This is a genomic window from Candidatus Frankia nodulisporulans, assembly GCF_902806475.1.
In the GTDB taxonomy this organism is placed as follows: Bacteria; Actinomycetota; Actinomycetes; order Frankiales; family Frankiaceae; genus Frankia; species Frankia umida.
Genome location: NZ_CADCWS010000035.1, coordinates 20,403 through 27,165, shown reverse-complemented (window position 1 = coordinate 27,165; position 6,763 = coordinate 20,403). Strand labels below are relative to the sequence as shown.

Annotated in this window: 4 protein-coding genes; all 4 read right to left on the bottom strand. The window is 73.7% G+C overall.

From position 1 onward, the window contains the following. A partial coding sequence (locus G6R24_RS05955; protein ID WP_163548161.1) for a cobyric acid synthase occupies positions 1 to 1,498 on the bottom strand: 1,498 nt, incomplete at its 3' end. A gap of 3 nt (positions 1,499 to 1,501) precedes the next feature. After that, positions 1,502 to 2,602 (bottom strand): cobalamin biosynthesis protein, encoded by a 1,101-nt coding sequence (locus tag G6R24_RS05950; RefSeq protein WP_225438169.1) that lies wholly within the window; start codon positions 2,600 to 2,602, stop codon positions 1,502 to 1,504. After that, positions 2,599 to 5,646, bottom strand: coding sequence for a DEAD/DEAH box helicase (locus G6R24_RS05945; protein WP_217451594.1), 3,048 nt, complete (start codon positions 5,644 to 5,646; stop codon positions 2,599 to 2,601). Before G6R24_RS05945 ends, G6R24_RS05950 begins: the two co-directional genes overlap by 4 nt. A 55-nt stretch (positions 5,647 to 5,701) precedes the next feature. Further along, a complete protein-coding gene (gene tatC / locus G6R24_RS05940; RefSeq protein WP_163548158.1) occupies positions 5,702 to 6,745 on the bottom strand; it encodes a twin-arginine translocase subunit TatC in 1,044 nt (347 codons plus the stop codon). Positions 6,746 to 6,763: the final 18 nt, after the last annotated feature.

Genomic DNA, 6,763 nt, shown 5'->3' with positions numbered 1-6,763 from the left:
GGTGGTCGGCGACCAGGTCGCCGAGGGCGTCCAGGCGGCGGGCGCGGACGGCGGCGAAACTGACGGTGCCCGGGACGAACGCGCGGCCGGCGTCGGCCGCGACGCCGCGCAGGTAGGCGCGGCGGAACCCGTCGTTCTCGAGCAGACCGTGCCAGCTGGTGCCGGCGACGGCGCCGACGCGCACCCCATCGGCGGCGAACGTCGTGGCGCCGGGATGCTCGGCGCGGGTGAGCCGGCCGTGGCGGATCTCGTACCCGCTGATCGGATGGCTGGCCGGGCCCGTCGACCCGGTGGCGTCCTCCGTACCGACGCCACCGACGACGCCGAGGGCGGTGCGGCGGCCGAGGAGTTTGGCCGGTTCGAAGACGGTGGTGACCGGCAGCAGGCCGAGGCCGTCCACCTCGCCGGCGCCGGACTCGACGTCGTCGACGATGCGGGTGCCGAGCATCTGGTAGCCGCCGCAGACGCCGAGCACCGGGCGGCCGGCGGCGGCGCGGGCACGCAGGACGTCGGCGAGGCCGCGTCGACGCAGCCAGGCGAGGTCGGCGACGGTGGAGCGGGTGCCGGGCAGGATGACGAGGTCGGCGTCGGCCAGGTCGTCCGGGCGGGTGGCCAGGCGCACGACGACGCCGGGTTCGGCGCGCAGCGCGTCGACGTCGGTCACGTTGGACAGCCGCGGCAGCCGGATCACCGCCACCCGCAGCGTCTCCCGCCCGCGCCGCGCCTGGCCGCCGTCGAGGTCGTCGTCGGGGTCGTCGGGGTAGGCGGCGAGGTCGAGGGAGTCCTCGACGTCGAGCCACAGCCCCGAGCGGAACGGGACGACGCCGTGTACCGGGCGGCCGGTGAGCGCCTCGATCTGGCGCAGGCCGGGTTCCAGCAGCCGCGGATCACCCCGGAACCGGTTGATCACGAAACCGCTGATGAGGGCCTGGTCGGCCCGGTCGAGCAGGGCGAGCGTGCCGAACAGGGCGGCGAACACCCCGCCCTTGTCGATGTCGCCGACCACGATGACCGGCAGGTTCGCCGCGCGGGCCAGGCCCATGTTGGCGATGTCGGTGTCACGCAGGTTGATCTCGGCGGGGCTGCCGGCGCCCTCGCAGATAACCGCGTCGAAGCGGGAACGCAGATCGTCCAGGCAGTCGGCGACGATACCGGCCAGGCGCGCCTTGTGCGGACGGTAGCCGAGCGCGTCCACCTCGGCGACGGGTTGGCCGAGCACGACGAGCTGGCTGTGCCGGTCCCCGCCCGGTTTGAGCAGCACCGGGTTCATCGCCGCCTCCGGTTCGACCCCGGCCGCGGCGGCCTGCATCGCCTGCGCCCGGCCGATCTCCGCGCCGTCGGCGGTCACCGTCGAGTTCAACGCCATGTTCTGCGCCTTGAACGGTGCGACCCGCACCCCCTCGCGGGCCAGCCACCGGCAGATCCCCGCGGTCAGCACACTCTTGCCCGCATCCGACGCGGTCCCCGCGACCAGCAGTCCCCCGCCTTTGGACGCCACCGGTCATCCCCTCCCGTGCTGTGCCTGCGGTACCTGCTGTGTGTGCCGTGGACGTCGGGGCTGCCGGGGCCGTCGCAGGGGTCGGGACGTCACGAGGGCCCGCAGGGTGGACGCGGCGGCGGCGGCGAGCACCGTCACGGCGAGGCTCACCGCACCGGTCGCGGCGGACAACCGGGCCGCGGCGGCGATGTCGGTTCCGGTGGGTGCGCGGCCAAAACCCAGCTGTGGACGGTGTTCGACCCGGTACGGGTAGCGCAGCTCACCTCCGAGGCGCAGGCCGAGCGCACCGGCGAACGCCGCCTCGACGGGGCCCGCGTTGGGGCTGGGATGGGAGCGTCCGTCCCGGCGCAGCACCCAGTAGGCGTCCACCGGGTTCCCGCCGACCAGCGGTGCGCACACGCAGGCCGCGAACGCGCCGATCCGCGCCGGGATGAGGTTGGCCAGGTCGTCCAGGCGGGCCGCGCAGTAGCCGAACCGTTCGTAGCGGGGACTGTGATGGCCGATCATCGCGTCGAGGGTGTTCACCGCCCGGTAGGCGGCCAACCCCGGCAGGCCCGCGACCGCCCCCCACCACAGCGGTGCGACGACCGCGTCGCAGGTGTTCTCGGCGATCGACTCGATCGCCCCGCGGGCCAGCGCCGACTCGTCCAGGTTCGCCGGGTCGCGTCCGCACAGCGTCGGCAGCAGTGTGCGCGCACCCGCCAGATCCCCGTCGGCCAGCGCCGTCCCGATCCGCCGCCCGGCCCGGCGCAGCGACGTCCCGCCCAGCACCACCCAGCCCAACCCGGCCGTGGCCAGCAGCAATGGCACCGCGGACGGGTGGGTCAGGCGCCGGGCGAGCCGACGGTCGGTGACGGCGGCGGGGAGGGTGACGGCGGCGACGAGCAGGGCGGTGTGCAGGGTTCCGGCGAGACGGCTGTCGCGGTAGGACGTCGCCTCGACGCGGGCGGCGACCCCGCCGAAGCCGGCGACGGGATGGTGGCGCGCCGGGTCGGCGAGCAGCGCGTCCAGGATCGCGGCGAGCACCAGACCACCGAGGCGGGCACGCGCCGAACACGGGGCGGCCGGCGGGAAGACGGCGGGCACGGAGGGTGGGCTGCTCAACTTGCCATGGCGTAGGCGACGACGCCGCGGCGCAGGGCGTCCATCGCGGTGCGGGCGGTGCGGCGGACCCGGGCGTCCTCGGGGGCGATCTTGGAGATCTGGTCGAGGAGGTCGAGCAGCTGGCGCATCCAGCGGACGAAGTCGCCGGCGGTGAGGTCGACCGCGCTGCTGGTCAGGACCCGCTCCAACGGACGTCCGCGGGCCCAGTCGTGGGCGGTGACGGCGAAGCCGAGTTCGAGGGGACGCAGGAACTGCAGGCGGTGACGGGCCTCGGTGGCACCGAGACGGTCCGCGAGGCCGGCCATCCGCTCCAGGCAGTCGGCCAGCACCGCGCCGCCGGGCAGGGCGAGCGCGGCCAGGTCCTCACCGCGTGGTTCGAACACCAGCGTGGACACGGCGGCGGCGAGCGCGGGGGCGTCGAGGTCCTCCCACAGCCCGGCCCGGACGCATTCGGCGACGAGCAGGTCCTGCTCGCAGTAGACACGGGCGAGCAGCCGGCCGGAGTCGGTGACGGCGTCACCGTCGAGGTAGCCGAGTTCGGTGAGCGCGGCGCGGACCCGGTCGAAGGTCTTCGCGACGGTGTTGGTGCGACCCTCGACGGAGCGGGAGATACCGGCGGTCTCCTTCTCCAGTTTGCTGGCCCGCTCACCGGAACGCAGATGTTCCTCCCGGCGTGGGCACTCGTGCACCGGATGGGCGCGCAGGGCGCGGCGCAGCCGGGACAGTTCGGCGTCGTCGGCGGCGGCGGCGCGGATCTTCGCCCGGCGGCCGGGCGCGGCACCCTCGTCGGCGTCCAACCCGGTGGCGCGCAGCGAGGAGGCGAGGTCGCGACGCGACTGCGCCGAACGCGGGTTGAACGAACGCGGCACCCGAACCCGGCCCAGGGGTTCGACGGCGTTCGGGAAGTCCGTCAGCGACAGCCGGCGGACCTGCCGGTCGGCGGTGAGCACAACCGGGCGTGGTCCTTCGGGCGCCGAGGCCGAGGAGCTGTCCGCGTCGAGGACGACGGCCAGGCCGCTGCGTCGACCGGCGGGCACGAGCACCACGTCACCGGTGCGCAGCCGGGCGAGCGCGGCCACCGTGTCGGCGCGTCGGCGCGCGCTGCCCTCCCGCGACAGGGCCGTCTCGCGGGCTTTGATGTCGCGGCGCAGCTGGTCGTATTCGGCGGCGTCGCCACGGTCGCAGGACAGCGCGGCGCGTAGTTCGGCGACGGCCTCGAGGTTGCGGGTGACGGTGCGGGCCAGACCGACGACGTCCCGGTCGGCCTGGAACTGGGCGAACGAGCTTTCCAGCACGGCGCGGGCCCGGTCACGCCCGAGGCGTCCGACGAGGTTGACGGCCATGTTGTAGGACGGCCGAAACGACGAGCGCAGCGGGTAGGTGCGGGTCGAGGCGAGCCCGGCCAGCGCCAGCGGGTCGAGCCCCGACTGCCACAGGACGACGGCGTGGCCCTCGACGTCGATGCCGCGGCGCCCCGCCCGGCCGGTGAGCTGGGTGTACTCGCCGGCGGTGATGTCGACGCGGCTCTCGCCGTTGAACTTCGTCAGCCGTTCCAGGACGACGGTGCGGGCCGGCATGTTGATGCCGAGGGCGAGGGTCTCGGTGGCGAACACGACGCGGACCAGACCCGCGACGAACAGCTCCTCGACGATCTCCTTGAAGGTGGGCAGCATGCCGGCGTGGTGGGCGGCGATGCCGCGTTCGAGGCCTTCCAGCCACGGCCAGAAGCCGAGCACACCGCGGTCGGCGTCGGGGATACCGGCGGTGCGCTCGCGCACGATCGTCCGGATGCGCTGCTGTTCGGCCGGTCCGACCAGGCGCATCCCCGTGCGCACGCAGGCGGTGACGGCGCTGTCGCAGCCGACCCGGCTGAACACGAACACGATCGCCGGCAACAGCCCGTCGCGGTCCAGGCGTTCCACGACCTCGGGACGCCCAGGTGGTCGCGCCGTGCGCCGCCGCGCCGCTCCCGCTCCCGGGCCGGCCCCCCGGCCGCGGCCCGCGCCCGCGGGGTAGCCGCCGGCCAGCATCCGGCTCTCGTCGCGGGCCAGCCGCACCAAGTCCGGGTTGACCACACGCCCCCCGGTCAGCGCCGCACTCCCCCGCGCACCGTTGCTCCGACGATCCGCCCGGTTCTGCTGACCGCCCCGTTCCTGCTGGCCCGCGCTGCAGTGCGGGCCAGCACTGCCCTGCTGGCCCGCACGGTCACGCCGCCCCGACCGGTCCTGCTGACCCGACCGGTCGTGCTGACCCGCGCGGCCTGGCCGGATCGAACCGTCACCCGCCGTCCCCGCCAGGGACACCCGGGCCTGGACACCGCCACCGGCGTCGGCGAGGTTGTGCTCGGAGGCGGCGCGGGCCAGCGCGGCGGCGGCGCCGTCGGGACGACCCGTCGCATCCTCGAGGAAGAGATCGTGCAGGGTGCGTTCGGCGAGCACATGCTGCCACAACGGGACGGGCCGATGATCGCTGACGACCACCCGCGTATGCCCCCGCACGGTGATCAGCCACTCGCCGAACTCCTCGGCGTTGCTCACCGTCGCCGACAACGACACCAGCCGGACGTGCGCCGGCAGGTGGATGATGACTTCCTCCCACACCGCCCCGCGCTGCCGGTCGGCCAGGTAGTGCACCTCGTCCATGACCACATAGCCGAGGTCGGCGAGGTCGCTGCCGTCGGCGGGGCCGGCGTAGAGCATGTTGCGCAGCACCTCGGTGGTCATCACCACGATCGGCGCCGAGCCGTTGCGGACGGTGTCGCCGGTGAGCAGGCCGACGGAGCCGGCACCGTAGCGGGCGGCCAGGTCGGCGTACTTCTGGTTCGACAGCGCCTTGATCGGCGTCGTGTAGAAACAGCGGGTGCCGCCGCGCAGCGCCAGGTGGGCGGCGAACTCGCCGACGACCGTCTTGCCGGCACCGGTGGGTGCGGCGACGAGCACACTGTCGCCGGCGACCAACGCCACCAGCGCCTCATGCTGGAACGGGTCAAGCCCGAACGCGAGGCTGGCGGCGAATTCCTCGAGAGCCTCGGGCGCCGGGGACACGTCACTCACCCTACGCCGACACGCCGACGGTCCGGCGTGTCGGCCGGGGCGGCGCTCAGGTGATGTCGCCGGCGTCGCCGCCGAACGTCCCCGCGCCGCCCACCCGGGTGGCAGCGCCCTGACCGGCCCCGACCGGGGACACTCCGACATCGCTGGACGACCCGCCGCCCGCGGACGTCCCCGCGCGCCCGGCCGATCGGGAGCCGACCGCCGCGTCGTCGAGGTCCAGCGAGGACGTCTCGTCGTCGCCGAGGTCGGCGTAGGGCGACTCCGAACCCCGGCGGGTCCGACGCCGGTCGTTGAGCCAGCCGATGATCAGCGCCACCTCGTAGAGGATCACCATCGGCAGGCCGAGCGCCAGCATCGTGAACGGGTCCTGGCTGGGGGTGACGATCGCGGCGAACACGAATACGAGGAAGATCTCCGCGCGCCGCCAGGACCGCAGCCGCGCGGTGGTGACCACCCCGGCGAGGTTGAGCATCAGCACCAGCAGCGGCACCTCGAACGACAGTCCGAAGATCAGCAGCATGGCCTGCACGTAGCTGAGGTACCGGTTGCCGTCCAGGACGCTGACCAGGCCGTTACCGCCGAAGCCGAGCAGCAGGCTCAGCCCGGTGGGCAGGGTGAGGTAGGCGAACAGCGCGCCGGTGGCGAACAGCACCAGGGAGACCCCGACGAAGGTCAGTGACCAGCGCCGCTCATGCCGGTGCAGACCGGGTGTGATGAACGACCACAGCTGATAGAGCCACACCGGCGAGGACACCACCGCGGCCGCGATCGCCGAGATCTTCAGCCGGATGGTGAAGGCGTCCAGAATGCCGAAGAAGTACAGCGTGCAGTCGCCCGTGGCCTGGCCGTTCACGCTGAAGCGCTTGCTCGCCGGCAGATCGCAGTAGGGCTCCTTGAGCCAGTTGAAGATGTGCGGCTCGAAGATGAAGCACACCACGAAGGCGACGCCGAATCCCACCAGCACGATCGCGACCCGGTTGCGCAGCTCACGCAGGTGTTCGGTGAGCGGCATCCGGCTTTCCTCGACCGTACGGGTCCGCCGGTGGTTCGCCGCGGCGAGAAGCCTGCGCGGCGTGGGGATGCCTGGCACGGCGGCGTCTCCTGGTCG